Annotated in this window: 32 protein-coding genes and 1 tRNA gene; 28 read left to right on the top strand and 5 right to left on the bottom strand. The window is 44.2% G+C overall.

Annotated elements, in window-relative coordinates; all coding sequences use genetic code 11:
* Positions 1 to 639 precede the first annotated feature (639 nt).
* Positions 640 to 1341, bottom strand: coding sequence for an adaptor protein MecA (locus tag JMF81_RS16025; protein WP_243282719.1), 702 nt, complete (start codon positions 1339 to 1341; stop codon positions 640 to 642).
* A gap of 230 nt (positions 1342 to 1571) precedes the next feature.
* Between JMF81_RS16025 and JMF81_RS16020 the strand changes: the two genes are divergently transcribed.
* On the top strand, positions 1572 to 1766 hold the full coding sequence (locus tag JMF81_RS16020; RefSeq protein ID WP_201312426.1) for a hypothetical protein: 195 nt from the start codon (positions 1572 to 1574) through the stop codon (positions 1764 to 1766).
* 115 nt (positions 1767 to 1881) lie between these two features.
* On the opposite strand, the gene JMF81_RS16015 is transcribed toward JMF81_RS16020, so the two are convergent.
* Positions 1882 to 2568, bottom strand: a complete 687-nt coding sequence (locus tag JMF81_RS16015; RefSeq protein ID WP_201312425.1) for an N-acetylmuramoyl-L-alanine amidase — start codon at positions 2566 to 2568, stop codon at positions 1882 to 1884.
* Between the two features lie 112 nt (positions 2569 to 2680).
* On the opposite strand from JMF81_RS16015, the gene JMF81_RS16010 reads away from it, so the two are divergent.
* The 22 genes from JMF81_RS16010 (at position 2681) to atpC (JMF81_RS15905) (ending at position 20423) form a co-directional block, all read left to right on the top strand.
* Entirely contained in the window at positions 2681 to 3730 is a 1050-nt protein-coding gene (locus JMF81_RS16010) for an L-threonylcarbamoyladenylate synthase (RefSeq protein WP_201312424.1), read from the top strand.
* Between the two features lie 13 nt (positions 3731 to 3743).
* Complete coding sequence (gene rpiB, locus JMF81_RS16570) at positions 3744 to 4625, top strand: ribose 5-phosphate isomerase B (protein ID WP_274954722.1); 882 nt, start codon at positions 3744 to 3746, stop codon at positions 4623 to 4625.
* Between the two features lie 284 nt (positions 4626 to 4909).
* Positions 4910 to 5593: a F0F1 ATP synthase subunit A gene (locus JMF81_RS16000; RefSeq protein ID WP_201312423.1), complete on the top strand. Its 684-nt coding sequence runs from the start codon at positions 4910 to 4912 to the stop codon at positions 5591 to 5593.
* Positions 5594 to 5612: 19 nt separating this feature from the next.
* Positions 5613 to 5825: an ATP synthase F0 subunit C gene (gene atpE, locus JMF81_RS15995; RefSeq protein WP_201312422.1), complete on the top strand. Its 213-nt coding sequence runs from the start codon at positions 5613 to 5615 to the stop codon at positions 5823 to 5825.
* An 18-nt stretch (positions 5826 to 5843) separates the two neighbouring features.
* Positions 5844 to 6326, top strand: a complete 483-nt coding sequence (atpF, locus tag JMF81_RS15990) for a F0F1 ATP synthase subunit B (RefSeq protein WP_201312421.1) — start codon at positions 5844 to 5846, stop codon at positions 6324 to 6326.
* Position 6327: 1 nt separating this feature from the next.
* The gene (atpH, locus tag JMF81_RS15985; RefSeq protein WP_243282718.1) at positions 6328 to 6831 is read left to right on the top strand and encodes an ATP synthase F1 subunit delta; all 504 of its coding nucleotides are present in this window, start codon (positions 6328 to 6330) and stop codon (positions 6829 to 6831) included.
* Positions 6832 to 6838: 7 nt separating this feature from the next.
* Positions 6839 to 8338: a F0F1 ATP synthase subunit alpha gene (gene atpA / locus JMF81_RS15980; RefSeq protein ID WP_201312420.1), complete on the top strand. Its 1500-nt coding sequence runs from the start codon at positions 6839 to 6841 to the stop codon at positions 8336 to 8338.
* Between the two features lie 9 nt (positions 8339 to 8347).
* The gene (gene atpG / locus JMF81_RS15975) at positions 8348 to 9226 is read left to right on the top strand and encodes an ATP synthase F1 subunit gamma (RefSeq protein ID WP_201312419.1); all 879 of its coding nucleotides are present in this window, start codon (positions 8348 to 8350) and stop codon (positions 9224 to 9226) included.
* 24 nt (positions 9227 to 9250) lie between these two features.
* Positions 9251 to 10642, top strand: a complete 1392-nt coding sequence (gene atpD, locus JMF81_RS15970; RefSeq protein WP_201312418.1) for a F0F1 ATP synthase subunit beta — start codon at positions 9251 to 9253, stop codon at positions 10640 to 10642.
* Between the two features lies 1 nt (position 10643).
* Entirely contained in the window at positions 10644 to 11057 is a 414-nt protein-coding gene (atpC, locus tag JMF81_RS15965; protein WP_201312417.1) for an ATP synthase F1 subunit epsilon, read from the top strand.
* Positions 11058 to 11267: 210 nt separating this feature from the next.
* Positions 11268 to 11513, top strand: a complete 246-nt coding sequence (locus JMF81_RS15960; RefSeq protein ID WP_201312416.1) for a FeoA family protein — start codon at positions 11268 to 11270, stop codon at positions 11511 to 11513.
* Positions 11510 to 13327, top strand: coding sequence for a ferrous iron transporter B (gene feoB / locus JMF81_RS15955; RefSeq protein WP_201312415.1), 1818 nt, complete (start codon positions 11510 to 11512; stop codon positions 13325 to 13327). The genes JMF81_RS15960 and feoB overlap by 4 nt, the downstream gene beginning before the upstream one ends.
* 90 nt (positions 13328 to 13417) lie before the next feature.
* Positions 13418 to 13651: an AtpZ/AtpI family protein gene (locus tag JMF81_RS15950; RefSeq protein WP_201312414.1), complete on the top strand. Its 234-nt coding sequence runs from the start codon at positions 13418 to 13420 to the stop codon at positions 13649 to 13651.
* A complete protein-coding gene (locus JMF81_RS15945) occupies positions 13641 to 14048 on the top strand; it encodes an ATP synthase subunit I (protein WP_201312413.1) in 408 nt (135 codons plus the stop codon). Before JMF81_RS15950 ends, JMF81_RS15945 begins: the two co-directional genes overlap by 11 nt.
* A gap of 20 nt (positions 14049 to 14068) precedes the next feature.
* Complete coding sequence (atpB, locus tag JMF81_RS15940; protein ID WP_330597384.1) at positions 14069 to 14797, top strand: F0F1 ATP synthase subunit A; 729 nt, start codon at positions 14069 to 14071, stop codon at positions 14795 to 14797.
* Between the two features lie 46 nt (positions 14798 to 14843).
* Positions 14844 to 15107, top strand: a complete 264-nt coding sequence (gene atpE / locus JMF81_RS15935) for an ATP synthase F0 subunit C (protein WP_201312412.1) — start codon at positions 14844 to 14846, stop codon at positions 15105 to 15107.
* Positions 15108 to 15134: 27 nt separating this feature from the next.
* A complete protein-coding gene (gene atpF / locus JMF81_RS15930) occupies positions 15135 to 15656 on the top strand; it encodes a F0F1 ATP synthase subunit B (RefSeq protein WP_201312411.1) in 522 nt (173 codons plus the stop codon).
* On the top strand, positions 15641 to 16186 hold the full coding sequence (gene atpH, locus JMF81_RS15925; RefSeq protein ID WP_201312410.1) for an ATP synthase F1 subunit delta: 546 nt from the start codon (positions 15641 to 15643) through the stop codon (positions 16184 to 16186). The genes atpF (JMF81_RS15930) and atpH (JMF81_RS15925) overlap by 16 nt, the downstream gene beginning before the upstream one ends.
* Before the next feature lie 21 nt (positions 16187 to 16207).
* Positions 16208 to 17716, top strand: a complete 1509-nt coding sequence (gene atpA / locus JMF81_RS15920) for a F0F1 ATP synthase subunit alpha (RefSeq protein ID WP_201312409.1) — start codon at positions 16208 to 16210, stop codon at positions 17714 to 17716.
* An 11-nt stretch (positions 17717 to 17727) separates the two neighbouring features.
* Positions 17728 to 18585 (top strand): ATP synthase F1 subunit gamma, encoded by an 858-nt coding sequence (gene atpG, locus JMF81_RS15915; protein WP_201312408.1) that lies wholly within the window; start codon positions 17728 to 17730, stop codon positions 18583 to 18585.
* Between the two features lie 21 nt (positions 18586 to 18606).
* Entirely contained in the window at positions 18607 to 20007 is a 1401-nt protein-coding gene (gene atpD / locus JMF81_RS15910) for a F0F1 ATP synthase subunit beta (protein WP_201312407.1), read from the top strand.
* Between the two features lie 8 nt (positions 20008 to 20015).
* Complete coding sequence (gene atpC / locus JMF81_RS15905; RefSeq protein ID WP_201312406.1) at positions 20016 to 20423, top strand: ATP synthase F1 subunit epsilon; 408 nt, start codon at positions 20016 to 20018, stop codon at positions 20421 to 20423.
* 54 nt (positions 20424 to 20477) lie between these two features.
* On the opposite strand, the gene JMF81_RS15900 is transcribed toward atpC (JMF81_RS15905), so the two are convergent.
* Positions 20478 to 21512: an acyltransferase family protein gene (locus tag JMF81_RS15900; RefSeq protein WP_201312405.1), complete on the bottom strand. Its 1035-nt coding sequence runs from the start codon at positions 21510 to 21512 to the stop codon at positions 20478 to 20480.
* A 31-nt stretch (positions 21513 to 21543) separates the two neighbouring features.
* Positions 21544 to 21987, bottom strand: coding sequence for a CYTH domain-containing protein (locus JMF81_RS15895; protein WP_201312404.1), 444 nt, complete (start codon positions 21985 to 21987; stop codon positions 21544 to 21546).
* Between the two features lie 106 nt (positions 21988 to 22093).
* Between JMF81_RS15895 and trmB the strand changes: the two genes are divergently transcribed.
* The 4 genes from trmB to JMF81_RS15880 are packed head-to-tail and all read left to right on the top strand — an operon-like array spanning position 22094 to position 25031.
* Positions 22094 to 22738: a tRNA (guanosine(46)-N7)-methyltransferase TrmB gene (trmB, locus tag JMF81_RS15890; RefSeq protein ID WP_201312403.1), complete on the top strand. Its 645-nt coding sequence runs from the start codon at positions 22094 to 22096 to the stop codon at positions 22736 to 22738.
* A 37-nt stretch (positions 22739 to 22775) separates the two neighbouring features.
* The gene (locus JMF81_RS16565) at positions 22776 to 22907 is read left to right on the top strand and encodes a hypothetical protein (protein WP_274954215.1); all 132 of its coding nucleotides are present in this window, start codon (positions 22776 to 22778) and stop codon (positions 22905 to 22907) included.
* A gap of 9 nt (positions 22908 to 22916) precedes the next feature.
* Positions 22917 to 23234 carry a thioredoxin gene (gene trxA / locus JMF81_RS15885; RefSeq protein ID WP_201312402.1) on the top strand — a complete coding sequence of 106 codons (318 nt, stop codon included), beginning with the start codon at positions 22917 to 22919 and terminating at the stop codon, positions 23232 to 23234.
* A 6-nt stretch (positions 23235 to 23240) separates the two neighbouring features.
* Complete coding sequence (locus JMF81_RS15880; protein WP_201312401.1) at positions 23241 to 25031, top strand: ABC-F family ATP-binding cassette domain-containing protein; 1791 nt, start codon at positions 23241 to 23243, stop codon at positions 25029 to 25031.
* Between the two features lie 40 nt (positions 25032 to 25071).
* On the opposite strand, the gene JMF81_RS15875 is transcribed toward JMF81_RS15880, so the two are convergent.
* Complete coding sequence (locus JMF81_RS15875) at positions 25072 to 26250, bottom strand: AI-2E family transporter (RefSeq protein ID WP_201312400.1); 1179 nt, start codon at positions 26248 to 26250, stop codon at positions 25072 to 25074.
* 176 nt (positions 26251 to 26426) lie between these two features.
* On the opposite strand from JMF81_RS15875, the gene JMF81_RS15870 reads away from it, so the two are divergent.
* Positions 26427 to 26499: transfer RNA gene (locus JMF81_RS15870), tRNA-Lys, on the top strand.
* The last annotated feature ends 101 nt before the right edge of the window (positions 26500 to 26600 follow it).

Genomic DNA, 26600 nt, shown 5'->3' with positions numbered 1-26600 from the left:
ATCAGCTTTTATTGTGTCCACAGTATGGGACAGGCTTTCAAAAAGCATCCAAAACTAGTTTTTGCTGTGTCCACAGTATGGGACGGGCTTCCAAAAAACATCCCAAATCGGTTTTTGCTGTGTCCACTTTATAGGGTTCAGTTTACCTGGCTTGACTCCTCCTACTGATGATTTATTCTTCCTGGGAGACCCTTTCATCTAGTTGATTGCCTCCCATGAGAGTTTTTGGGTCCACAGGAGGTTATTGATCCAAAGTGATTGCCTCCCATGAGAGTTTTTGGATCCACAGGAGGACATTGATCCAAAGTGATTGCCTCCTGTAAGATTTTTTTGATCCATGGGAGGATCTTTCACCGAATTGATCTCCTCCCATGAGAGTTTTTTGACCCACAGGAGGTCATTGAACCCAAGTGATCTCCTCCCATGAGAGTTTTTGGGCCCACAGGGGGCTTTTTCTTCAAAATTACCTCCTCCTGCATAGATTTTCCAATTTTCCGGCTGCTTCTTCTCAGAAAAACAGCTCTGTTCTTTACCTTTTCTGTATCGGAAAAAGAAACGAAAAAGAAAAAATCAGATGTGCAAAAACACATCTGATCTTGGTTATAATTAAAAGTTACCTTATATGTTATTGTTTTCTGCTCAATACTGGCTCATCTCTTCTACAGCTCTGGCCTGAATCAATGGCTTCAGATGCTCATTAAATAAAGATTTCGTCGCATAAGTATTTGGAAGACGCCGGCAGTATTCTGCCAGAATAGAATGAATTTCTTCCATCACAGAATCACTGGCATCATTGGAAACTGAACTCAGAGTCAGATAATAATAATGACTGTCAGGATCCTTGTAAAGGCTGCTTCTGGTCTCGTAGTTTCGGATCAGCCTGGCAGCAGCAGCTACCTCCTCCAAAGTATTAAAATAATATATATTCATTGTGGAATCTGCCAGAGCAAACTTCATGGACTCCTCGAAATCTTTCAGAGGAGAATCTGTCTGACCATTCAGGAAATCCAGCAGATCATCTTCTTCTGATATATGGATATGTTCCGGAGAAAGATTCTTGGCGAGTTTCTTATAGTGCTCGTTGAAATCTTCCGGGTTATCCACCCTTGTAATCACAAGAACCAGACATTCCTTGGAAACTGGAATTGCTTCCACCATCAGCGGAATGTCATTGGTCTCAAAACCGAGTTCGGCGGAGGCCTTCTTCATCAGTTCACGAAACAGTCCCTTGGCCTTATCAGAACCAAAAGCCAGTTCGTTCAGCAGGGTTTCCTTTCCTTTAAGATCTTCTTTATTTAAAGTGCATCGGATTTGATTATCGCTGATACGTTCAATTTTCATAATCATCACTCCTTACTTTGATGTTTATTATAGTATTACTTTTGAAAAGTGTAAAGTACTTCTCATGATTTTACAAAAATCTCCAAAATGAATATTGAAAAAATTTACAATTATGTATATAATTAGAGTATGTCGCGACAGTATCTTCTATCGTTTGATATAAGGATACAGAAATATACCGCGTAATTGCTGGAATATGTACGTACAAAAACAGCAGATGGGAGGGAGTTATGACGAATCATGATGAATTATCTTATTATCTGTCCCGGGGATTGGCAGTCCGTGTGGATGGAGTTACGATTAACAGCCGTAATCTGGAACATGTAGATCTTATATTGAAGGAAGATGATTCTTACATGAAAGAGTTCATTGAAAACAGGGAAGGGGAGATTTTTGCCGTGGATTATCAAAAAATAAGAGAATAATGATGCAAAGAGCTTGAAAGCCGGGAAGCGGGAATTCCCGGCTTTCTTTATATCACGGGAATTCCTGTGATACAAAAACTTTCTGAGCAGGATTTTTTCTTGTTTCAGGGTTTCATCATTGCGTTTGTTTCAAATAAGCTTTCAGTCCTCTGCAGATACATTTTGCGGCTTTTGTCTGATAGGCTCTGGACTGAAGCTTTTTCTTTTCTTCCTCATTGGATAAAAAACCACATTCTACAATGACCGTAGGATAAGGATTATCACGGAGAAGATAATAGGAGGTATTGGCTTTTGCCTGCCGGTGGTTGGATGGATCAAGACCGGCGATCAGGGCTGACTGGATGGAATCGGCGAGAAGCTTGCTCCGGGAAGCTCCCTGGTAATAAAATACCTGAGCGCCGCTTACAGAACCGCTTGGATAGCTGTTTTGATGGATGCTGATAACAACGGCCGGCTCCAGATCAAAAATCTGCTGTTTTCTGTTTTTTAAGTCGGATATCTGAACGTTAGCGGAAGAAGACGCAAGATTATAATCCCCATCCCGGGTAAGATATACTTTAAGATTTTCTTTTTCCAGAATCTTTTTCAATTTAAGAGAAAGGGATAAATTGATATCTTTTTCCAATACACTGCCGCTGCCTACCTTGCCGGGATCTGATCCCCCGTGTCCGGGGTCGATCAGCACCGCATGCTGCTTTTTCAGCGTCTGACTGACGAAAATCGGGAAAGTGATGGAAGAAAAGGAAATCAGCATCAATATGATCAGACAGCCCAGGAAGAACATTTTTTTTTCTTTTCCCATTCAGATGACCTCTTCTTTTTGTATTAATATATTCAAAAAGGACCGGATATAATACGTCCTTTCTTTTTGATTTGAATGATGTTATAATTATACCGTATGTTTAGGAGAGAATATGGAGACAAAATTAGTAAAAATTCATCAAATTGAAGAATCTCTGGAAGAGATTGAAGAAGCAGCCCGGCTGATCCAGCAGGGAGAAGTGGTCGCATTTCCAACGGAGACTGTTTATGGTCTTGGAGGGAATGGACTTATGGAAGAAGCGGTCAGGAAGATATATCAGGCAAAAGGCAGACCGTCAGATAATCCGCTGATCCTTCATATCAGCGACATAGATATGATAGAGGAACTGACAGAGGATGTTCCGGATACTGCCAGAAAAGCCATGGAATGTTTCTGGCCGGGTCCGATGACTGTAATTTTGAAGAAGTCAGACAAGGTTCCGCGGTGTGTTACAGGAGGGCTTGAGACAGTGGCGGTTCGTATGCCGTCAGATCCGACAGCCAGAGAACTGATTCGAAGAGCTGAAGTCCCGATTGCCGCTCCCAGTGCCAATACATCAGGAAGGCCGAGTCCGACAAAAGCAGAGCATGTGTGGGAGGATCTGAATGGAAAAATTCCGATGATTCTGGACGGAGGACCTGTGAAGGTCGGAGTGGAGTCTACAATCATTGATTTTACAGTTGATCCTCCGGTCATTCTGCGTCCGGGCAGGATTACCAGGGAAGAGCTTGAGAATGTTATCGGATGTGAGGTCCAGATGAATACTTCTCTGAAAGCATCTGATAAAGGTGTTCCGAAAGCTCCGGGGATGAAGTACAAACATTATGCTCCAAAGGCACGGATGATTTTGGTTCTGGGCAGTCCGGAGAAGACAGCGGCGAAGATTAATGAGATGGTGTGTGAATCACATAAACTCGGACACAAAGCCGGTGTTATCGCAACGGATGAATCACTGGGAGCGTATCAGGCGGATGAGGTTGTGTCTGTAGGAACCAGAAAGAACATGGAGACGGTAATGTCCGGTCTGTATGATGTTTTGCGGGGATTTGATAAAAAAGATGTTGATATCATTTACTCTGAGGGATTTGAAGGAGAGCCGCTTGAGGAAGCGGTGATGAATCGTTTGGTGAAAGCAGCAGGCCACGAAATCATTCGAGTTTAAAAAGGAGAATATCTTGAAGAAAATTATAATGGTAAGTACCAATAATACCTGCCGCAGTTTTATTGCGGAATCGGTACTCAGACAGTATCTGAAGGAGGCTCACCAGGAAGACATAGAAGTCATTTCCAGAGGGCTTGTCGTTCTTTTCCCTGAGCCGGTTCATCCAAAGGCAGCGGATATGGTACGAAACAGCGGGATTGAGATTTTGGATTTTCAATCGCACCAGCTTCTGCAGGAAGAAGTCGAAACAAGTGATCTGATCCTGACCATGACAGAAGAACAGAAAGAAAAGGTTCTGGAAGAATATCATGGATATAAAGAAGTGGCAACGATCAATGAATATGCCAGAATTGCAGGTGCAGTCATCGATCCATATGGCATGGGGGATGATGACTATGAGCGCTGCTTTATTCAGATTACCCGTTTGATACAAAAAATATGGCAAGAAAGATTAGGAGGAAATGAAATGATAGGAATTGGAAGCGATCATGGTGGATTCGCGCTGAAGAAGGCTGTTATCAAGCACCTGGAAGAGAAAGGGTACGCAGTAAAAGATTATGGATGCTATTCCGAAGAATCCTGCGATTATCCGATCTATGCAAAAGCAGTTGCCCAGGGAATCAAGAAAGGTGAGGTAAAACAGGGAATTCTGATCTGTGGAACCGGAATTGGAATTTCCATTACAGCCAATAAGATTCCGGGAATCCGCGCAGCTTTGTGCAGCGATACATTCAGCGCCAGAGCAACCAGAGAACATAATGATGCCAATATTCTTGCGATGGGAGCCAGAGTAATAGGAGAAGGCCTTGCGATGGATATTGTGGATACATTTTTAGAAACGAAATTTTCTAATGACGAGAGACATATTCGAAGAATCAATATGATAGAAGATTAAAAAAAGGGAGCCGGCGGCTCCCTTTTTTTGGAGAAATTTAGAGAATTTCTTTTCCTTTTTGTCTGGTTTTACTAAAAATTTACCTTATCTTTTGTGCATGTTCCATAAGGAATTATACAAAATCTTAACGAAAAAAAGATTGACAAATCAAAAAAGGAGGCATAGAATAACCAACAGACAAGGGTGTTTACAGACTTTAGGGTCGTTATGTAAATGCCCTCTTGTTTTAGGGAATGCTGTATCGTTGGCAGTATTCCAAATCTCGAGATAAAGAAGGTGAGGAAATGGGTTCATTGGCAAATGAGTTGATGGAAGCATTAGAGCTTAAGACCAGCTTTGTAATTCCCATTGCGGGAGGAATCCCGGTACCGGAATCCACGGTCATAACATGGGGAATCATGGCAATCGTCATATTGCTTTGCATCATATTTGTAAGGAACCTGAAAGTCGTTCCAGAAGGACCGCAGGTGTATGTGGAAGCACTAGTTGGATTTATTTATGGATTCATCGGTGATCTTCTGGGAGAAAAGGGAAAACGGTACATACCATTTCTGGGAACGGTTCTGATTTATCTTGGCTGTGCCAATATTTCAGGATTTTTCAGGGTTGCACCGCCGACAAAAGATCTAAATGTAACCGCAGGACTGGCGATCATAAGCTTGTTTCTGATCGTCTTTTCAGGTATCAGGGAAAAAGGCCTGAAGGGATATTTATTCAGCTATGCAGAGCCCATGCCTATGATGATTCCGGTAAATCTTCTGGAATTGATCACAAGGCCGTTATCACTCTGTATGCGACTGTTTGGAAATATCCTGGGTGGTTTCGTCCTGATGGAGCTGATTACATTTGCAGCCCCGGCAATCGTGCCGTTGCCGTTCAGCTGTTATTTTGATTTTTTTGATGGTTTACTTCAGGCATATGTTTTTGTACTTCTGACATCATTGTTTATCAATGAGTCAATTGAATAAGAAAAAAGGAGAAAGAATTATGGGATTATTAGGAGCAGGAATTGCAGTTTTAACAGGTTTAGGAGCAGGAATTGGTATTGGAATCGCGACAAACGGAGCGCTTAACGCCATTGCAAGACAGCCGGAAGAATCAGGAAATATCAACAAGACACTGCTGCTTGGATGTGCACTTGCAGAGTCAACAGCAATCTATGGTCTGGTCGTAGCAATCTTATTAATCGTACTGCAGTAAAACAGGAGGCGGTGAGATATGTTTCTGCAATTGAACTGGGGCATTCTCTGGCCGATCATTAACATCATCGTATTTTATCTGCTGCTTCGAAAATTTTTATTCGGACCGGTTTCAGAGATCATGGAAAAAAGAAAAGAAATGATTTCCAAAGATCTGATGGATGCAAAGGCAGCAAAAGATGAAGCGGCTGAAATGAAGTCTGAATATGAAGAATCTTTAAAGGCAGCAAAAGATGAAGCTGGAAAGATCGTATCAGACGCCAGAGAACGGGCCAAAAACGAATATCATGAAAAAGTAAGACGTGCGGATGAAGAAATCGTACAGATGAAAGAAAATGCCCAGAAAGACATCGAGGCAGAAAAACAGAAGGCTATGGCGGGACTGCAGTCAGAGATTGCGGGAATTGCTCTGATGGCAGCAGCAAAAGTCGTAGAGAAGGAAGCCGGAAGCAAAGAAAACGAAAAGATTGTGGACGATTTCCTGAAAGAGGCAGGTGTCTGATATGAAGATGATTTCAATGTCCTATGGACAGGCTCTGTTTGATCTGAAGGTGTCAAAAGAAGACAGACAGAATGCAGCGAAGATTCTCAGGGAAAGCGAAGAACTTCAAAAAGCGCTTGTGAATCCGACTATTTCCAAAGAAGAAAAGGAAAAGGTGATTGATAAACTTTTTCCGCCTGAGATCAGAAATTTTATAAAAGTTATCTGCCGAAATGATGACGCACAGTGTCTTCTGGAAGCATTTGACTATTGTGAAGTACTGATCCAGAAAGAAGAGCAGATTCTTACGGGAACCTTGTATTATGTAACAAAACCGGAAGAAGGACAGCTTGCCCGAATCAGAGAATACTTGAAAAAAGAATACCAGGCAGAGCAGGTGGAACTTGAATTAAAAGAAGACGCCTCTTTGATCGGCGGGTTTATTTTAAAAGTTCGAGATAAGGTTCTTGACCGGAGCCTGAGAGGAAAACTGGAGAAAATGAAGCAAAATCTTGCATGGAGGTGAAAATCAGGTGAGCAGTATTAACCCGGAAACAGTGGTGGCTGTTTTAAAGGATCAGATAGAAAATTATGATCAAAAAACAGAAATAAAAGAAGAAGGCCGGATCATCCAGATCGCAGACGGAATCGTAACTGTGTATGGAATGGATCAGGCAATGTATGGAGAACTGGTTGTATTTGAAACCGGGGTCCATGGTTTGGTAATGAATGTTGAAAGAAACTGCATCGGAGTCGTTTTGCTTGGTTCCGATCATGGTTTAAAAGAAGGTTCTAAGGTCACAAGAACCGGCGAACAGGCTGATATCCCGGTAGGAGATGGGATGATCGGACGTGTCGTAAATGCGATCGGAGAACCAATTGATGGAAAAGGCGAGATCGAAGCACAGGAGCGCCGCCCGATCGAACATGAGGCTGCAGGCGTTATCGCAAGGAAGTCCGTCGATCAGCCTCTTCAGACAGGTATCCTGGCGATTGACTCTATGTTCCCGATCGGACGAGGACAGAGAGAGCTGATCATCGGTGACCGTCAGACAGGAAAAACAGCGATTGCTGTAGATACGATCTTAAATCAGAAAGGACAGGATGTCATCTGTATCTATGTAGCAATCGGACAGAAAGCATCTACTGTATCTCAGATTGTCACAAATCTGACAAAGCATGGCGCGATGGATTATTCCATCATCGTATCTGCTTCTGCCAGTGATCTGGCGTCCCAGCAGTATATTGCTCCTTATGCAGGAACAGCGATTGCAGAATATTTCATGAGCAAAGGAAAAGATGTGCTGATCGTATATGACGATCTGAGCAAGCATGCCGTGGCATATCGTGCAATCTCCCTTCTTTTGGAGAGACCGCCTGGACGTGAAGCGTATCCTGGAGATGTATTCTATCTTCATTCCAGACTTCTGGAACGTTCCTGCCGTCTGGATGAGGCACATGGAGGAGGATCCATAACAGCTCTTCCTATCATCGAGACACAGGCTGGAGACGTATCCGCCTATATTCCGACGAACGTTATTTCCATCACAGATGGACAGATTTTCCTGGAAAGTGAATTATTCTTCTCAGGTGTGCGTCCGGCAGTCAATGTAGGACTTTCCGTATCACGTGTCGGCGGAGCAGCCCAGACGAAGATTATGAAGAAAGTCGCAGGAAATTTGCGAATTGATCTGGCCCAGTACAGAGAACTTGAGGTCTTTACTCAGTTTAGTTCTGATCTGGATGATAATACAAAGGCAACACTGAATCACGGAGCTCACCTGATTGAGCTTTTGAAACAGCCATTATATCATCCAATGTCTCTTTCCAAGCAGATTATTTTGCTGTATGCGGCGTCTCACAGGATGCTCAATGAGATTCCGTTGAAGGAACTTCGCCATGAGACAGAAGAAATGGTTGCTTATTTTGAACAGAAGCATCCGGAAATCGTAAAAGAGATTGAAGATAAGAAAGTGCTGACAGATGAACTGGCACAGGCAATCGAACAGGGAATTCTTGAATATATGAAGTAGGTGATTTCCATGGCAAATATGAGAGAAATAAAAAACAGAATGAAGAGTATTGAGGATACATTAAAGATCACCAATGCGATGTATCTGATCTCTTCCTCAAAATTGAAAAAAGCCAGGAAACAGCTGGAAGCGACAGAACCTTACTTTGAACTGATCCAGGCAACGCTGATTGATATCATCGCTCATTCTCCGGATCTGAAAAATCCGTATCTGCGGAAGAAAAAGGAAGGAGAAAAGCCAAAAAGAGGATATTTGATCATGACTGCGGATCGTGGACTGGCCGGAGCTTATAATCATAATATTTTAAAGATGGCAGAGCAGGAGATTAAAGGAGATCCGGACGCGAGACTTTTTGTGATCGGATACATGGGAAGAAATTATTTTGGAAGACGCAATGAAGCTTCCATGGATGATGATTTCTTATATACAACACAGAATCCGACTATTTACCGCGCAAGAAGAATCGCGGAAAAACTTCTGGATTTGTATCTGAAAGAAGAACTGGACGAAGTTTATGTCATTTACACAAAAATGATCTCTCAGATGGAATCCGAACCGAAGATTCTTCAGGTGCTGCCGCTGAATCCAAAAAAATATATTATGGCCGGCCGTACCAGACCAAAAAGATATACAGATTTTCAGCCTTCCGTTGACGCGGTGCTGAACCGTCTGGTTCCGAATTACATCAAAGGTCTGGTTTACGGAGCAATGGTAGAATCATTTTCCAGCGAGTTGAATGACAGAATGATGGCGATGGAAGGGGCAAGCAAAAGCGCCCGGGAAATGATACAGTCACTGGGTCTTTTATATAATCGTGCCCGTCAGGCAGCCATTACACAGGAGATTACGGAAGTAGTCGGCGGTGCAAGGGCATTAAGGAAGAAATAATTACAGCGAAAGAAGGGAAAGAACATGGAAAAAGGAAAAATCGTACAGATTATAGGTCCCGTTATCGATGTAGAATTCGAGACCGACAACCTCCCTTTTATCAATGACGCTTTAACTGTAGATAATCATGGAAAACAGGTTGTGATGGAAGTTGCGCAGCATACCGGAAACAGAACGGTGCGATGCATTCTCCTGGCAGCCAGTGAAGGATTACATAAAGGCATGGAAGTTACAGCAACCGGCGGACCGATCAAGGTTCCGGTTGGAAAGCAGACTCTGGGAAGAATGTTTAATGTTCTCGGAGAGACGATTGATAATGGAGAAGCAATAGAGGAAGACGCAGAAAGATGGGCGATCCACAGAGAACCGCCGAAATTTGAAGATCAGAGTCCTGTAGTAGAAATGCTGGAAACAGGAATCAAGGTCATCGACCTTCTGGCGCCATATGCCAAAGGTGGAAAGATCGGATTGTTTGGAGGAGCAGGAGTAGGAAAAACTGTCCTGATCCAGGAACTGATTCATAATATCGCAACAGAACATGGCGGATATTCTATTTTTACCGGTGTTGGAGAACGATCCCGTGAGGGAAATGATCTGTGGGGAGAGATGACGGAATCAGGAGTTATCAAAAACACAGCATTGGTGTTCGGACAGATGAACGAGCCGCCGGGATCCCGTATGAGGGTAGCGCAGACAGGTCTTACTATGGCAGAGTATTTCAGGGATGTAGAGAAACAGAATGTGCTGCTGTTTATTGATAATATTTTCCGTTATGTGCAGGCTGGTTCTGAGGTATCTGCCCTTCTCGGACGTATGCCGTCTGCGGTAGGTTATCAGCCGACTCTGGCAAATGAAGTTGGAGCGCTTCAGGAACGTATCACATCTACAAAAAGCGGTTCTATCACATCTGTACAGGCAGTTTATGTGCCTGCTGATGACTTGACAGACCCGGCTCCTGCAACGACATTTGCACATTTGGATGCGACGATCGTATTGTCAAGATCTATTTCCGAGCAGGGAATTTATCCGGCCGTGGATCCTCTGGAATCTAATTCCAGAATCCTGGAACCAGATATCGTAGGAGAAGAACATTATAACGTTGCCCGAAGAGTAGAAGAAGCTCTGCAGAGATATAAGGAACTTCAGGATATTATCGCAATCCTCGGAATGGAAGAACTGGATGAGGAAGATAAAGTTACGGTATACCGTGCAAGAAAAATTCAGAAATTCTTATCTCAGCCGTTCCACGTAGCAGAAAACTTTACAGGAATTTCAGGTAAATATGTACCAATCAAAGAAACGATCCGAGGATTTAAGGCTATTTTGGATGGTGAGATGGATGAGTATCCGGAATCAGCATTTCTGATGGCAGGAACCATTGAAGATGTAAAGGAAAAAGCGAAAGAGGTGTCATAATATGGCAGAAACCTTTTATTTTGAGATTATTGCCAGTGATAAGAAGTTTTACAGCGGAGCGTGTGAGCAGGTGATCTTTCCTGCCATGGATGGTCTGTATGGAGTTCTGGCAAACCATGAGGACACAGTAACCGCTGTAGTTGCAGGTGAACTCAGATTTAAAGTCAATGGAGAATGGCGCACGGCTGTAGTAGGAGAAGGTTTTGCCGACATTACGAGAGATTTCGTTTTGATCGCGGTTGATACGGTGGAACGTCCGGAAGACATTGATGTGATCCGTGCAAGAGAAGCTAAGGAAAGAGCGGAAGAACGCCTGCGTCAGAAACAGAGTCGTCTGCAGTATTATCATACACAGGCTGCTTTATCACGAGCAATGGCAAGACTGAAAGTTACATCAAAATATACAAAAAAATAGATTCGGTGAAAGCTGAAATAGGAACAGAAGCTGCCGTATCCATGATTTGATATCATCATGGATACGGCAGCTTTTTTATTTCTGCCAGGCATGGAAGTTCTGCTTCTTACTTATCCCCCTCCCATCCAAGTAAAGTGCAGGACTGTTTTTTGCACAAAATCAGGATCGCGGCATAGTCTGATAGGAGAATCTTTGTGCAAAGGAGTCCATATGTGTATAAAGATCCGATTATCTGAAATGGAACCGGACAGTCAGGGAAGGATATCAGAAATCATAATGGAAGAAAAGAAGGAACGGCGTCTGCTGGATCTGGGGTTTACGGAAGGAACGAAAATTACCTGCATAGGAGAAAGTTTCTTTGGAAGTCCGAAAGCATATAGAATCCGCGGCGCGGTGATTGCTCTTAGAACCTCTGATGCAGGAAAAATTTATGTAGAAATGGAGGAGAAAGAGTGAAGGAGAAGAAGACCATTGTGCTGGCAGGAAATCCAAATGTTGGGAAGAGTACGATTTTTAATCAGCTGACTGGACGGAATCAGCATACAGGAAACTGGACCGGAAAAACCGTGGAAATATCAGAAGGAATCTGCGAGACGGAACATGGAATTTTTCGCATCATAGATCTTCCAGGGACATATTCTCTTTACTCCCGTTCGCCGGAAGAAGAAATAGCCAGAAATTACCTGATGGGAGAGGACTTTGATTCTGTTATGGTTATCTGTGACGGAACCTGCCTGGAACGAAATTTAAATCTTGTATTTCAGGTTATGGAAATTTGTCCTTCTGTCATGGTATGCATTAATCTGATGGATGAAGCGGAGAAAAAAGGAATTCGAATCCAACTGGAAAAACTGGAAGAACTCCTGGATGTACCGGTCATTGGAATTTCAGCACACAGCCGGTCATCGGTTGAGAAATGCAGGAAGTTTCTGGAAACGGCAGGAAAACAGAAAAACTGTCTGATTCCGGCGAAAGATATCAGAACAAGGATGAAAGAAGCAGAAGCTGTCTGCAGACAGGTTGTTTCAGCTCAGCCATATCCAGATCAAAGGGACCGGAAGCTGGATCGTATCTTTACAAGCAGAAAAACAGGATTTCCGGTTATGTTCTTACTTGTTGTTTTCATTTTATGGATGACTATCTTTGGGGCAAATGGTTTTTCTGATTTTCTTCTGACTGTGAATTTTTGGGCCGGAGAAAAGCTTAAGATAATTCTGGAGCAGATGGATCTGCCGCGGTGGTTTTGCGGACTGACTGCAGACGGGATTTTTCGTGTGACTGGCTGGGTTGTTTCGGTCATGCTGCCGCCGATGCTGATTTTTTTCCCGCTTTTTTCTCTTTTAGAAGATTTTGGGTATCTGCCACGTGCCGCATATAACATGGATCGTCCTCTGGAATGCTGCAAGGCATGCGGGAAACAGGCCCTGACCATGTGTATGGGACTGGGATGCAATGCGGCAGGAATCACAGGATGCCGTATCATTGACTCGCCCCGGGAGCGGATCATCGCGGTGCTGACTAATGTTTTTATGCCCTGCAATGGGAGATTTCCGACGATTCTTATGGTGATTTCCATATTTTTTACTTCAGGAGCAGTGTGGAAATCTTCTCTGATCCCAGCCGTATGTCTGACAGCCCTGATTATCTTTGCAGCTGCATTAACCCTGCTTGTCTCCAGGATTTTGTCAGAGACTCTGCTTAAAGGCGTACCTTCTTTTTTTGTACTGGAACTTCCGCCTTATCGAAAGCCGCAGATTGGAAAAGTGATTCTGCATTCTGTACGGGACCGGGTACTGTTTGTGCTTATGAGAGCAGTCATGGCGGCAGCTCCGGCTGGTGCTTTGATCTGGATCCTGGCAAATGTAAAAGAAAACGGCAGTTCGCTTCTGGCTGTCTGTACCGAGTTTTTTGAGCCTCTCGGGCAGGTGATGGGCCTGGATGGAGTGATTTTTACTGCATTTCTTCTGGGATTTCCGGCGAATGAGATTGTAATGCCGATTATCATTATGGCATATCTGGCTCAGGGAGCCATTGGAAATGTGACAGGACTGGAAGAGATCCGGGAAATCCTGCTGTCTAATGGGTGGAATCTTCAGACAGCAGTTTCCTTTTTGATCTTTTCGATTGCTCACTGGCCCTGTGCTGCATCGGCAGCAGCGGTGCGCAGAGAGACAGGAAAGATAAGCTGGATGATTCTTTCCTGTCTGCTGCCGGCAGTGACGGGATTTGTTTTGTGCAGTTTGATCAATATTTTGTTGGAAATTATATGATTTTATGATAAAATATACAAAAAGATAGAAGCGTATTTGGGAAACGATGAGAAAAAAGCGGATGCAATCAGATGGAAAGGAGGAATCGTTATGAAGAAATACGGTCCCATATTCCGTATGCTGAGTCTGATCACCCAGATCGGGATCACAATGCTGACGTCCATCTTTTTCTGTATGTTTCTGGGATTGTGGATTGACCGGAAATTTTCTACACATTTTTTTCTCTTTTTTTTAATTTTAGGTATCCTCGGAGGAATGAAAGCGGTATACTCTCTGATAGAACGTACAGATCATGACGACAAGGAGGACAGAGATGAGAGATAAATTGCGGCAGATGGATGAGATGTTTTTAGATTTGATCATAGGAGTTCTGTTATGTGGAGTGATATCCGGAATTTTGGGCATGATAATAACCAGAGGGAATTTATGGTATCTTCTGGGAGCGGCTGTGGGAACCGCGGCATCTGTTGGGATCCTGATTCATATGACAGTCTGCATTCAGAATTCTTTGTATATGGAAGTTCATCAGGCAAGCAGATATATGGTGAAGTGTTCTATGATACGGTATTTTATCATGCTTCTGATTCTGGTGCTGAGCATCAAAGCAGGGAATCTCATATGCTTTATCGGAGTTGTCGCTGGATTTTTATCCAGTAAGATATCCGCTTTTTTAAATAAACCGATTCATAAGTATATTACGGCAAAAATTACAAAAAATTAAAACAGAAAGGAGGTTATGCCATGGAAATGACAGGGCTTCCGATGATTGCCGCAGTATCCGGCAGTGATGTGGATTTTATGGTGCATGGACTGATTCCGCTTCGGTTCATGGGAGGGCAGGTATGGATCACAACGACACATGTTACGACGCTGATCGTGATGATCTTTATTCTGATCCTGGCCGCTGCTGCCAGAAAGGCAATCTTAAAAGGAAGCGAAAAGCCGGCAGGGGTACAGAATTTTGTGGAAATGCTGGTTGAGACACTGGATGGACTGGTACAGGGCAGCATGGGCAGACACTGGAGACCATTTGTTAATTACATTGGAGCGATCATGGTCTTTATTTTTATCAGCAATACATCCGGGCTGTTTGGACTTCGTCCTCCAACAGCTGACTATGGAACAACGCTTGCCCTGGCTCTGATCACATTTGTGCTGATCCAGTTCAGTGCTTTTAAGACTAAGAAACTTGGAGTGATCAAAGAGCTGTTTGAGCCGATACCGATTTTATTTCCGATCAACCTGATTGGAGAGTTTGCGACTCCGCTGTCCATGTCACTGCGTTTGTTTGGAAATATCATGGCAGGGACAATCATGATGGCGCTGTGGTATGGTCTGCTCCCGGTATTTGCGAAGCTGGGAATACCGGCATTTCTCCACGTATATTTTGATTTGTTTTCAGGTGCGATCCAGACATTTGTGTTCGCAATGCTGACAATGACATTTATAGCGGATAAAAGAGGTGTTTAGAAGACACTTAAAACAAAACCAGAAGAAAGTTGCAGGAGGGAAAATTATGAATATTTCAAGTGAGGCATTTGTATTGGGATGCTCTGCCATTGGAGCAGGGCTGGCACTGATTGCAGGAATCGGCCCAGGTGTCGGACAGGGATATGCGGCAGGACAGGGAGCCGCTGCGGTTGGAAGAAATCCGGGGGCGAAAGGAGATATTACGTCCACCATGCTTTTGGGACAGGCAGTTGCGGAGACAACAGGTCTCTATGGACTGGTCATCGGACTGATCCTGCTGTATGCAAATCCATTGATTGGAAGACTTTAAGCCAAATAGCCGAAGGGAGGCCGGGACGTGGACGGAAGAATATTTGGACTGGATCTTCAGCTTGGCTTTGATGTGATTTTTCAGGCGATAGCAGTATTCCTCATGTTTATGCTGCTTTCTTATCTCTTGTTTGAGCCGGTGCGCAGGATACTGGAGGAGCGAAAAAATAAGATTGCAGGAGAACTGGACCAGGCAGCTGCAGACCAGGAAGAGGCTGCCAGGCTGAAAAAAGAATATGAGGACAAATTGAAAAATATAGAAAAAGAAGCAGACGCCATTCTGACAGAAGCCAGGAGGAAGGCACTGCGGCGGAAGGAGGAAATCGTGGCGGAAGCGAAAGAAGAAGCTTCGGGAATCCTCGCCAATGCGGAGCATGAGATTGAACTTCAAAAGGCCAGAGCCCAAGATCAGATGAAACAGGAAATCATCCAGACAGCAGTGATGATGGCAGGAAAGATTATTTCTGAGAAAATCAGCGCCCAGGAACAGGCTGCTTTGGTGGATGAGACTTTACAGGAAATGAGTGATAAGACATGGCTTCAAGAGTAAGCAGAATCTACGGAGACGCCTATGTTTCACTGCAGATGGAAGAAGAAAGACTTAATGAGGCGGCAAGAGAGACAGCAGCAATGCAGGATATCCTGAAACAGGATGAGGAACTCTCTCAATTTCTCTGCCATCCTCAGATCACAAAGGAACAGAAAATGCGGACCGTAGAGAATATATTCAGGAATACCGTATCGGATGATATGATGGGATTTCTGATTATTATGATTCAAAAAGGACGCTGGAAAGAAATAGAAGAAACATTGGATTATATTGTGCAGAAGATAAAGAAACTTCAGGGCACAGGTGTTTTAAAAGTGATTTCAGCATGTTCATTATCTGAGACTCAGAAGAAAAAGATAGAAAAGAAGGTGTTAGAGGCATCTTCCTATGACAGGCTTGATGTTTCCTATACGACAGATGAAACAGTTCTTGGAGGACTGATCCTTCAGATGGATAACCGGGTGGTTGACAGTTCCATCCGGACCAAACTGGATTCCATGGCCAAATATCTGTCAAAAATACAATTATAGAACAGGAGGGAGATCAGCCACATGAATTTAAGACCAGAAGAAATCAGCTCTGTGATCAAAGAGCAGATTAAGCAGTATTCGACAAAGCTTGAGACCTCTGATGTGGGGACTGTAATACAGGTGGCAGATGGAATTGCCAGAATCTACGGTCTGGAGAAAGCGATGCAGGGAGAGCTGCTGGAATTTCCGGGAGAGGTGTACGGCATGGTGCTGAATCTGGAAGAAGACAATGTAGGGGCGGTCCTGCTGGGAAGTCAAAGAAATATAAACGAAGGCGATCTGGTGAAAACAACCGGAAGAGTCGTTGAAGTGCCGGCAGGTGATGCCATGACCGGCCGGGTTGTCAATGCTCTCGGACAGCCGATTGATAAAAAAGGGCCGATCGAGACAAAAACATATCGGCCGATTGAAAGAGTGGCTTCCGGCGTCATTGCCAGAAAGTCGGTTGACACGCCGATCCAGACGGGGATTAAGGCAATTGATACAATGGTGCCGATCGGCCGGGGACAGAGAGAACTGATCATCGGAGACCGGCAGACAGGAAAGACGGCAATCGCGGTTGATACAATCATCAATCAGAAAAATCAGGGAGTTCACTGCATTTATGTTGCCATTGGGCAGAAGGCCTCAACCGTTGCCGGTATTGTGAAAACGCTGGAGGAATTTGGCGCTATGGCCTATACAACCGTTGTAGCGTCAACAGCCAGTGAACTGGCACCGCTTCAGTACATTGCGCCGTATGCAGGGTGTGCCATTGGAGAGGAATGGATGGAAAGAGGAGAAGACGTGCTGATCGTATATGACGATCTGAGCAAGCATGCGGCGGCATATCGGACGCTTTCTCTGCTGCTTCGAAGACCACCGGGAAGAGAAGCGTATCCGGGGGATGTGTTTTATCTCCATTCCAGACTCCTGGAACGGGCAGCCCGCCTGTCGGATGAATTTGGCGGAGGTTCTTTAACGGCACTGCCAATCATTGAAACCCAGGCAGGAGATGTATCTGCGTATATTCCAACCAATGTAATTTCTATTACGGACGGGCAGATTTATCTGGAAACAGAAATGTTTCATTCAGGATTCCGGCCGGCAGTCAACGCAGGGCTTTCAGTGTCACGCGTAGGAGGTTCGGCTCAGATCAAAGCGATGAAAAAGATTGCGGGACCGATCCGTACGGATCTGGCTCAGTACAGGGAACTGGCAGCATTTGCCCAGTTTGGATCTGAACTGGACCAGGATACAAAAGAGCGGCTGGATCAGGGAGAGCGGATTCGTGAAGTATTAAAGCAGCCGCAGTATCAGCCGCTTCCGATTGAGAAGCAGGTAGTGATCATTTATACGGCAGTAAAAAAATATCTTCTTGATCTGCCAACCAGTCAGGTGCTGGAATTTCAGGATGTGCTGTTTGATCTGATCGATACAAAGTATCCTGAAATATGGAAGGAAATCAGGGAAACCAAAGAGATCGGAGAGAAGACAGAACAAAAGATCATACAGGCGGTCAATGAGTGCAAAGCCTCTTTTAGAAAGTAAGGTGGAACATCATGGCATCAATGATTGATATAAAAAGACGTAAAAACAGCATTGAAAATACGGAACAGATTACCAAGGCAATGAAGCTGGTTTCTACAGTGAAATTTCAGAGAGCCCGCCAGAGGGCGGAAGAATCGAAACCGTATTTTCAGAAAATGTATCAGACGATGGAGTCTATCCTCGGGACAACAGAGGGAATCGATCATCCATATCTTAAGAGAAATGAAGTTTCAAAAAAAGGAATTATAACGATTTCCTCCAACCGGGGATTGGCCGGAGGATATAACAATAATATTGCCAGGCTGATCCGGGATACCGGATGGAGCAGAGACCAGACATTGATTTATGGAATCGGTCACAAGGCAATGGAAATCCTGGCACATCAGGGATATCAGATTGTATCAGATGATTCAGATATGATCAATGAACCGGAATATGAGGATGCGAGAAAGCTTGGAGACAGAGTGCTTCGGGACTATGAGAACGGCAGGATTGGGGAAATATATCTTGCGTATACAGAATTTAAGAGCACGGTTGTTCATCAGCCAAGATTGATTCGGCTGCTGCCGATCGAGCCCGGGCACAAAAAAGAAGAAGGCGCAGGAGGGAAGCTTTTGATGAATTTTGAACCACAGCCGGAAGAACTTTTATCCATGCTGATTCCAAAGTATGTGTGCAGCATGATTTATGGAGCGCTGGCAGCATCGGCGGCCAGTGAGAATGGTGCCAGGATGCAGGCGATGGATTCTGCGTCCAGCAATGCCGAAGAGATGATTTCAGAGCTGGAACTTGCCTATAACAGAGCAAGACAAGGAGCAATTACCCAGGAACTGACAGAAATCATTTCAGGAGCAGAGGCGTTAAAATAAGAATTGGTAGGAGGACATATAATGGCAGAGAATCATACAGGGAAAATTACCCAGGTGATCGGTGCGGTTCTGGATATTAAATTTAGCAGCGGAGAGCTTCCGGAAATCAATGACGCAGTGGAGATTCCTCTGAAAAATGGAGAAAGACTGGTCGTGGAGGTGGCACAGCATCTGGGAGATGATACCGTACGGTGCATTGCGATGGGCACGACAGACGGACTGGTACGGGGAATGGAAGCAAAAGCGCTTGGCGGTCCGATCTCGGTTCCGGTGGGAGAAGAAACACTGGGGCGTATGTTTAATGTCCTGGGAGAACCGATTGACCGTAAACCGGCACCGAAGGGAGCCAAAAGGCTGCCGATTCACAGACCGGCACCGGAATTTAGTGAGCAGTCTACAGATACGGAGGTGCTGGAAACAGGAATTAAAGTTGTTGATCTCCTTTGTCCGTATCAAAGAGGCGGAAAAATCGGATTATTTGGAGGCGCAGGTGTAGGAAAGACAGTTCTGATCCAGGAACTGATCCGGAATGTGGCAACAGAACACGGCGGATATTCTGTATTTACCGGTGTTGGAGAACGTACCAGAGAGGGAAATGATCTCTACTATGAGATGCAGGAATCCGGAGTCATCGATAAAACAGCCATGGTATTCGGACAGATGAATGAACCTCCGGGAGCCCGCATGCGTGTGGGGCTTACAGGACTTACAATCGCGGAAAATTTCCGGGATGAAGGAGGGAAAGACGTTCTTTTGTTCATTGATAACATTTTTCGTTTTACTCAGGCAGGATCCGAGGTATCTGCCCTTCTCGGACGAATGCCGAGCGCGGTTGGATATCAGCCAACGCTGCAGACAGAAATGGGAGCTTTACAGGAAAGGATCACCTCAACAAAAAAAGGTTCGATCACATCGGTGCAGGCAGTATATGTTCCTGCAGATGACCTGACGGATCCGGCTCCTGCGACGACCTTTGCCCATCTGGATGCGACCACGGTGCTGTCCCGGTCTATTTCAGAGATGGGAATTTATCCTGCGGTGGATCCTCTGGAATCAACTTCCAGGATTCTGGATCCTAAGATTGTAGGCGAAGAGCATTATCAGGTTGCCAGAGGAGTTCAGGAGATCCTTCAGAAATATAAGGAACTTCAGGATATTATAGCGATCCTTGGAATGGACGAGTTATCAGAAGATGAGAAGCTGATCGTAGACCGGGCAAGAAAGATTCAGAGATTTTTGTCACAGCCATTTTTTGTAGCGGAGCAGTTTACCGGAAAACAGGGGCAGTATGTACCTTTGAGTGATACGATCCAGGGATTTAAAGAGATACTGGAAGGCAGACACGATGATATTCCGGAAGGAATGTTTTTAAATGCAGGCCGGATTGAAGAAGTCGTAGAACGAGCGGAAGCGAAGAAGTAGGTGGTCAGATGGCAGAGGAAAAAATGCGTTTGGAAATTATTATGCCGGAGCGGATTTTCTATGAGGGAAATGCGTCAATGGTGGAACTTGCGACGACGGAAGGGGAAATCGGAGTTTATCCAAGACATATTCCTACAACGATGATCGTGGCTCCGGGAGTTCTTACGATTACACAGGAAGACGGAACCAAACGGCAGGCAGCGTTGATGAGCGGCTTTCTTGAAATTACACCGGATTCTGTCAGCATTCTGGCAGAAGTTGCGGAGTGGCCGGAAGAGATCGATCAGGAAAGAGTAAAACGCGCGAAACAGCGCGCGCAGGAGCGCCTGAAAGCAAAAGCAGCTGATATAGATCTGGCAAGAGCTGAGCTGGCTTTGAAAAGAGCTTTGATCCGGGAAAAAATGATCCAGAAATAGCATAGAGATGAAACTGCCGCACGGAATGAAACGTGCGGCAGTATTTTTGTCAGATTAATTTGTCAAAAAGCTTTTTGAGAGAGATGAAAGGAATCGATGGAGGATCCATGCGGTGATCCCAATCAGAAGACACCAGCCGGCAAATAAAAGGATGCCCATACCCTGAGTCAGAATGCGGTTTGCAAAGAAAATCCGCAGAAGATGAATCAGGACAAAATGGTGGAGCAGAAAGATTTCATAAGAAATACCGGCGGTTTTTGTGATGGCGGTTTTTATGCGTGGAAGTGGGAAACGGCTGATTCGGCATGCCAGTGCCCGAAGGATCATAAAGGCGCCGGTTCCGGTTCCTGCCAGGCACAGAACCTGAAAGTTTTCAGGCAGAGGCGACAGAAAAAGGAAACAGAAAAATATCAAAACACCAATCAGCCCCTGAAAATAGATTTTCCGGTTCCAGTATTTCATAAAATACATACCGATCAAAAATTCCGGGATCCGAAGATAAAAAGTATGATCCGGACGGAGAGCCGTTGGGACAAACCGCATGAGCAGAATCCAGATCAAAAGGACAATCGGAAGAAAAATTTTCGGATGTTTTTCCATGGCGGTCCGAAGCAGCGGATAAAACAGATAGATCAGCAGCAGGCATCCGAAAAACCATTCTCCTACTTTATAAAAGTTGGGACATATGCTGTAAACGTAGCCGTCCAGCCCCAGAATTGTCAGAAGGATGGTCCAGGGAGGTGTTCCATCGAGGCTCTCCGGGGACAAAAGCAGGGTGCCGAGAAACGCGCCGCCCCATACCAGATAATACGCAGGAAAAAGAGTGAAAAAACGTTTTTTGTAAAAAGAAACCGCGTCAAACGGTTTTTTTGATATCATAAGGGAAGCGCCGGATAAAATGAAAAATAAGGAGACGCCCAATTGTCCCAGGTCAATCTCGCAAATTCCGGAACTGATAGCAGGAATCCCGCGGAAGACCGCAAAATGGCTGGTCTCCACCTGAAAATGAAAAAGTAAAATACATAAAAATGCAATTACCCGGATAAAATCCGGGTAAAATAATCTGCTGTTTTTTTCTGAATGTGACATGAAAAAATATCCTCGCTTTATTTGAATCCGGCTATCGATTGGCCAGATTGTTATTCTGATACCGGGCATCGAAAGTTACTTCATCTCCCAGCCATTCAGGACCCTCATATTCCAGAGCGGCGTCTTCACTCGGGAATTCGACTTCTGCCATAATAAGGCCTTCATGGACATCATGGAAGACATCCAGTTCGATCATATACCCATGTTTTGTAGGAATCATATAACGGGTTTTCTGGATCAGAATTCCATCGATTTTGGGAAGAAGGTGCTCATATGCCTTTTTATCCAGAGGGAATTCGGACTCTGTCCGGGAAAGCAGCCCCCTGCTTTTAAAGGTCAGGAAATATTGTTTGTCCATCCGGCGGATGCGGATGACGGGATCCATACAGAGATAGCCTTGTTCGATCTCATGGTGTGGGTAATCCTGTAAATTCTCAGGAAGCTCTGAAACAATAAATTTGCGTTCAATTTCCATTGGAAATCCCTCCGTTTCTTTTTTCTTTATTATAACCAGTGACTATGTTATAATCAACAAAGATTGTCAAAAAAACAGGAAAGAAAGATAAGGAGCAGATAAAATTATGCGTTTGAGAAATGTGCCGGGAGCCAGAGAGACGATCATTGAAAGTTATTTTTCCATCCAGGAGCCAAAAACCTATCGAGGAAAGTGGGAAGAAGAATTTGGAAACAAGAATCCCATCCATATTGAGGTAGGAATGGGAAAAGGCAGGTTTATCCTGGAAATGGCAGAACGAAATCCGGAAATCAATTATATTGGCATTGAAAAATATTCCAGTGTTTTGGTACGCGCAGTGGAAAAAACAGAAGAGTTTGAAGGAAAGAACCTGCGTCTCATCCGAATGGATGCCGAGGAAATTGAAGAAGTATTTGCACCGGGGGAAGTGGGGCGTATTTATCTTAATTTCTCCGATCCATGGCCAAAGGACAGACATGCAAAGAGAAGGCTTACCTCTACAAGATTTCTGGAACGGTATCATCATATTCTGGCGCCGGAGGGAAGAGTGATATTCAAGACAGACAACCGGGATCTGTTTGACTTCTCTTTGGAACAGATCAAAGAAGCAGGATGGATTCTGGAGAACTGTACCTATGATCTTCATAACAGTGAATTCAACGAAGGAAATGTTATGACAGAGTATGAAGAAAAATTTTCTGCAAAAGGAAATCCAATCTGCCGTCTGACGGCATTTCGTCATGATTTATAAAGCAGTTGCATATTATAAAGCAAAAGTGATAGAATAAATGATGAAACTAAGCAAATATCAAAGAAGTATTCAGTTGTTTCTCTATCAGCATCCCTGTGTGAACCGGTGGATCTGCAGATTCTGCGCTTCCATGGAAGAAGCCAGGCGGTGTCTGTGCAGAGAAGAATAGGAGTATTATATGGAATATAAGTTTACAAAGGAAAATTTCCAGGAGGAAGTTTTAAACTCAAAACAGCCGGTGCTGGTTGATATGTTTGCCACATGGTGCGGACCATGCAAAATGATGGGACCAGTTGTGGAAGAACTGGCAGAAGAATATGACGGTCAGGTCAAAGTTGGCAAAGTTGATATTGATGCGGACAGTGAACTGGCAGCCCAGTATGGAGTTATGTCAGTGCCGACATTTTTAGTTTTCAAAGACGGCCAGGTGGCAGATAAGATCATTGGCGCCGTACCAAAAGAGATTTTAAAGGAAGCAATGGACAAAGCAAAATAGAAGCGTATGAACATATTAAATGCAGAACACATATCCAAGGATTACGGGGATAAAGTGATTTTTGATGATATTTCCCTGGGAATCCATGAAGGAGATAAAATCGGGATCATTGGAGTCAATGGAACCGGAAAGAGTACATTATTAAAGATCATAGCGGGGCTTGAGGAAGCAGATCAGGGTGAAGTGATCTGTGCGAACGGGATCAGGATATCATATCTTCCGCAGAATCCGGAATTTTCCGGGAATCCGACGATTCTGTCTTATGTGATGGAGGGAAAGATACATCAGGACTGGCAGACTGAGAGCGAAGCCAAGACGATCCTCACAAAACTTGGAATTTATGATTTTGAGGAAAGGACGGAACATTTATCCGGAGGACAGAGGAAAAGGGTGGCGCTGGCAAGGACGCTGGTGGATCCGACAGAAATTCTGGTGCTGGATGAGCCGACCAACCATCTGGATCATGATATGGTTTCGTGGCTGGAAGAATATCTGGGACAGTTTAAGGGCGTTTTGATCATGGTAACCCACGACCGGTATTTTCTGGACCGGGTAACAAATAAGATTGTAGAGATCGACAGGGGAAAACTGTATGAATATGACGCCAATTATTCCAGATTCCTGGAACTGAAGGTTCAGAGAGAAGAGATGGAGATGGCTTCTGAAAGGAAGCGGAAAAGTCTTTTAAGAGTTGAGATGGAATGGATGAAGCAGGGCATCAAGGCAAGAGGCACCCGGCAGCGGGCGAGGACCGAACGGTTTGAAGCCTTAAAGAATGCTAAGGGGCCGGAAGTCAGGCAGAATGTGGAGATGGACTCTGTAAGCAGCAGACTTGGGAAGAAAACCATCGAATTTTCTCATGTGACAAAAGGATATGGCGGGAAAAATCTGATCTCTGATTTTTCCTATATTGTTTTGAGAGATGACCGGCTGGGATTTATCGGTCCGAATGGATGCGGAAAATCCACTCTGATGAAGATGCTGACGGGTTCTGTGCAGCCGGATGAAGGTGAGATCATCAAGGGAGAGACGGTCAGGATTGGATATTTCGCTCAGGAAAACCGTGAAATGGAAAGTGATATAAGAGTCATTGATTATATTCGGGATACTGCGGAATATATTCAGACGGCAAAGGGACAGGCAAGTGCGTCCCAGATGCTGGAACGATTTCTGTTTCCGCCGGAACTGCAGTATACACCATTGTGTAAACTGTCCGGAGGAGAAAAGAGACGGCTGTATCTTCTGAAGGTGCTGATGGAAGCTCCCAATGTTCTGATTCTGGATGAGCCGACCAACGATCTGGATATTGCGACTTTGACGATTCTGGAAGACTACCTGGACTCTTTCCAGGGAATTGTGATCACAGTTTCCCATGACCGATATTTTCTGGACCGGATCGTAAATCGTATTTTCGCTTTTGAAAAGGGCGGAAAACTCCGCCAGTACGAAGGCGGTTATACGGATTATCTGGAAAAGAGCCGGGAAAAAGAAGAACCGGTGGAGAAAAAAGAAAAGAAGCCGGCGAAGAAGTTTCAGAAAGAGCATCAGAAGAAGCTGAAATTCACATTTAAAGAGCAGAAGGAATATGAAACCATTGATGATGAGATTGCGTCACTGGAAGAAAAATTAGAGAAGCTGGATCAGGAGGTCATGGAAAACGCGACCAATTCCGGAAAACTGTCAGAATTGACGGTTGAGAAAGAGGAGACGGAGCGGACGCTGGAAGAGAAGATGGACCGCTGGGTATACTTAAATGATCTGGCGGAAAAGATTGCTCAGCAGAAAGAAAAGGCATAAAAAGTAAGACGAAGCAGAAGGAAGCTGCCTCGTCTTATTTTTATAAATCTTTTTCTGTTAAGGTTATTTCTTTTTTATAAAGACGGTAGTCGATCCAGTTTTCAATGAGATACTGAACACATGCAAAAAACGGAACTCCAAGAAACATGCCCAGCGGGCCAAAGTAAGCCCCGCCGACTGTAATGGAAAAAAGAATCAGCAGCGGCCGTACGCCGGTGGAATCTCCAAGAATCTTCGGTCCAAGAACAAAACCGTCAAACTGCTGAAGCAGGAAGACCATGATAACAAAAATCAGAGATTTCATCGGACTGACAATAAAAAGAATGAAAGTTCCCGGCACGGCGCCGATGAATGGGCCGAAATAAGGAATCATATTGGTGATTCCGACAATGACGCTGATCAGCACGGCATATGGAAGCCGCAGAAGAGTCATTAAAAGAAAACAAAGAATTCCAATGATCAGAGAATCAATGGATTTTCCAATGATAAAACTGGAAAATATCTTATGGCAGTCCTTGCATTTCCTCAGGATAGAGTAGGAAATTTTCTCTGAAAAGACAGCAAGGATTATTTTCTTAAGGAACATTACGATAATCTTTTTATCCATGGTCATGTAAATAGAAGTAACGAGAGCGATTACAAGGTTATACATCCATTTTGCCAGAGATAATGTCAGATTATAGAACCATGGAATCAGTCCGGATAAGAAATCGTTGGACATAGACATGATCTTCGGCAGGACATTGGTTTCGATGGAAGTGACGGCTTCTTTTGGAAGAAGACCTGTGCCTGACCTCATATATTTATCAGACAGCTGCCGGAGCGCCTCAACGATGCCCGGTATCTGAAGAGAGAGTTCCTGAAGACTCTCGATCAGCTGCGGAATGACAAAAACAAGACAGACGGCAGCTCCACCGAGGAACAAAACATAACTGAATAAAATAGAAAGTCCCCGCTGCAGTTTTTTATGTGTATCAGGAATCAATTTCGCAAACAGATTTCTCTGGAAAAAACCAATGACAGGATTGATGATATAAGCAATCAGGAATCCAAGAAAAAATGGGAATAAAATATCCCAGAGTTCTGAAATCAGTTCTTTTGTACCAGACCACTGAGTGACAAAACGATAGATGATGCAGCCGATCAAAATGACGCCAATGGCATAAATGCTGATCGTAAAATATTTTTTATTTGATTCAAATTTATGATTTCCAGCCATAGCAGACTCCTTTACAGGTGATGCTTTTCTTTTCTTTCATTATAGAATGTACTGCGGCAATTCACAAGGCAAAACAAAAAAATAAAAAAAATGAAATTTATGCTTGCATTCTTAGATACAATCGTATATAATAAATCTTGCGTCAGAGATAAGACCTCTGAAAATGAATAAAATATGCGTGATTAGCTCAGCTGGTAGAGCACCTGACTCTTAATCAGGGTGTCGAGGGTTCGAACCCCTCATCGCGTACTGAAGATGCTGTTTTTGGCGGAAGCCGGGGATGGCATTTTTTCTTGCATTTATGCGGGTTTCCGGCTTTTTTCTTTTTCATGTTGCAGGCAGAGGGACAA

This window comes from Anaerostipes butyraticus, assembly GCF_016586355.1.
In the GTDB taxonomy this organism is placed as follows: domain Bacteria; phylum Bacillota; class Clostridia; order Lachnospirales; family Lachnospiraceae; genus Anaerostipes; species Anaerostipes butyraticus.
This window is presented reverse-complemented; position numbering and strand designations above follow the sequence as displayed.

Excerpts from the sequence above, each read along its gene's own strand:
- atpG (WP_201312419.1), top strand. The coding sequence starts at position 8,348 with ATGGCAAATATGAGAGAAATAAAAAACAGAATGAAGAGTATTGAGGAT.
- atpH (WP_243282718.1), top strand. The coding sequence starts at position 6,328 with ATGAAGATGATTTCAATGTCCTATGGACAGGCTCTGTTTGATCTGAAG.
- atpC (WP_201312406.1), top strand. The coding sequence starts at position 20,016 with ATGGCAGAGGAAAAAATGCGTTTGGAAATTATTATGCCGGAGCGGATT.
- JMF81_RS15875 (WP_201312400.1), bottom strand. The coding sequence starts at position 26,250 with ATGGCTGGAAATCATAAATTTGAATCAAATAAAAAATATTTTACGATC.
- atpB (WP_330597384.1), top strand. The coding sequence starts at position 14,069 with ATGGAAATGACAGGGCTTCCGATGATTGCCGCAGTATCCGGCAGTGAT.
- atpG (WP_201312408.1), top strand. The coding sequence starts at position 17,728 with ATGGCATCAATGATTGATATAAAAAGACGTAAAAACAGCATTGAAAAT.
- JMF81_RS16025 (WP_243282719.1), bottom strand. The coding sequence starts at position 1,341 with ATGAAAATTGAACGTATCAGCGATAATCAAATCCGATGCACTTTAAAT.
- JMF81_RS15945 (WP_201312413.1), top strand. The coding sequence starts at position 13,641 with ATGAGAGATAAATTGCGGCAGATGGATGAGATGTTTTTAGATTTGATC.
- JMF81_RS16000 (WP_201312423.1), top strand. The coding sequence starts at position 4,910 with ATGGGTTCATTGGCAAATGAGTTGATGGAAGCATTAGAGCTTAAGACC.
- JMF81_RS15950 (WP_201312414.1), top strand. The coding sequence starts at position 13,418 with ATGAAGAAATACGGTCCCATATTCCGTATGCTGAGTCTGATCACCCAG.
- atpC (WP_201312417.1), top strand. The coding sequence starts at position 10,644 with ATGGCAGAAACCTTTTATTTTGAGATTATTGCCAGTGATAAGAAGTTT.
- JMF81_RS16020 (WP_201312426.1), top strand. The coding sequence starts at position 1,572 with ATGACGAATCATGATGAATTATCTTATTATCTGTCCCGGGGATTGGCA.
- atpE (WP_201312412.1), top strand. The coding sequence starts at position 14,844 with ATGAATATTTCAAGTGAGGCATTTGTATTGGGATGCTCTGCCATTGGA.
- atpF (WP_201312421.1), top strand. The coding sequence starts at position 5,844 with ATGTTTCTGCAATTGAACTGGGGCATTCTCTGGCCGATCATTAACATC.
- atpD (WP_201312407.1), top strand. The coding sequence starts at position 18,607 with ATGGCAGAGAATCATACAGGGAAAATTACCCAGGTGATCGGTGCGGTT.
- atpH (WP_201312410.1), top strand. The coding sequence starts at position 15,641 with ATGGCTTCAAGAGTAAGCAGAATCTACGGAGACGCCTATGTTTCACTG.
- JMF81_RS15880 (WP_201312401.1), top strand. The coding sequence starts at position 23,241 with ATGAACATATTAAATGCAGAACACATATCCAAGGATTACGGGGATAAA.
- JMF81_RS15895 (WP_201312404.1), bottom strand. The coding sequence starts at position 21,987 with ATGGAAATTGAACGCAAATTTATTGTTTCAGAGCTTCCTGAGAATTTA.
- JMF81_RS15900 (WP_201312405.1), bottom strand. The coding sequence starts at position 21,512 with ATGTCACATTCAGAAAAAAACAGCAGATTATTTTACCCGGATTTTATC.
- JMF81_RS15960 (WP_201312416.1), top strand. The coding sequence starts at position 11,268 with ATGTGTATAAAGATCCGATTATCTGAAATGGAACCGGACAGTCAGGGA.
- trxA (WP_201312402.1), top strand. The coding sequence starts at position 22,917 with ATGGAATATAAGTTTACAAAGGAAAATTTCCAGGAGGAAGTTTTAAAC.
- atpA (WP_201312409.1), top strand. The coding sequence starts at position 16,208 with ATGAATTTAAGACCAGAAGAAATCAGCTCTGTGATCAAAGAGCAGATT.
- atpE (WP_201312422.1), top strand. The coding sequence starts at position 5,613 with ATGGGATTATTAGGAGCAGGAATTGCAGTTTTAACAGGTTTAGGAGCA.
- atpD (WP_201312418.1), top strand. The coding sequence starts at position 9,251 with ATGGAAAAAGGAAAAATCGTACAGATTATAGGTCCCGTTATCGATGTA.
- JMF81_RS16010 (WP_201312424.1), top strand. The coding sequence starts at position 2,681 with ATGGAGACAAAATTAGTAAAAATTCATCAAATTGAAGAATCTCTGGAA.
- JMF81_RS16565 (WP_274954215.1), top strand. The coding sequence starts at position 22,776 with ATGATGAAACTAAGCAAATATCAAAGAAGTATTCAGTTGTTTCTCTAT.
- JMF81_RS16015 (WP_201312425.1), bottom strand. The coding sequence starts at position 2,568 with ATGGGAAAAGAAAAAAAAATGTTCTTCCTGGGCTGTCTGATCATATTG.
- trmB (WP_201312403.1), top strand. The coding sequence starts at position 22,094 with ATGCGTTTGAGAAATGTGCCGGGAGCCAGAGAGACGATCATTGAAAGT.